This is a genomic window from Escherichia sp. XD33 (assembly GCF_019375075.1).
Lineage (GTDB): Bacteria > Pseudomonadota > Gammaproteobacteria > Enterobacterales > Enterobacteriaceae > Enterobacter > Enterobacter flexneri_A.
Genome location: NZ_JAENDM010000302.1, coordinates 1 through 622, shown reverse-complemented (window position 1 = coordinate 622; position 622 = coordinate 1). Strand labels below are relative to the sequence as shown.

The following is a 622-nucleotide window of genomic DNA, read 5'->3' as shown; positions in this document are numbered from 1 at the left end:
TGCATCAGGATCATATCGTCGGGTCTTTTTTCCGGCTCAGTCATCGCCCAAGCTGGCGCTATCTGGGCATCGGGGAGGAAGAAGCCCGTGCCTTTTCCCGCGAGGTTGAAGCGGCATGGAAAGAGTTTGCCGAGGATGACTGCTGCTGCATTGACGTTGAGCGAAAACGCACGTTTACCATGATGATTCGGGAAGGTGTGGCCATGCACGCCTTTAACGGTGAACTGTTCGTTCAGGCCACCTGGGATACCAGTCCGTCGCGGCTTTTCCGGACACAGTTCCGGATGGTAAGCCCGAAGCGCATCAGCAACCCGAACAATACCGGCGACAGCCGGAACTGCCGTGCCGGTGTGCAGATTAATGACAGCGGTGCGGCGCTGGGATATTACGTCAGCGAGGACGGCTATCCTGGCTGGATGCCGCAGAAATGGATATGGATACCCCGTGAGTTACCCGGCGGGCGCGCCTCGTTCATTCACGTTTTTGAACCCGTGGAGGACGGGCAGACCCGCGGTGCAAATGTGTTTTACAGCGTGATGGAGCAGATGAAGATGCTCGACACGCTGCAGAACACGCAGCTGCAGAGCGCCATTGTGAAGGCGATGTATGCCGCCACCATTGA

Annotated in this window: 1 protein-coding gene; it reads left to right on the top strand. The window is 57.4% G+C overall.

What is annotated here, in order from left to right; translation table 11 throughout:
• Nucleotides 1-622, top strand: a 622-nt coding sequence (locus K0778_RS26915; protein WP_153449232.1) for a phage portal protein, incomplete at both ends; no start/stop codon positions are given.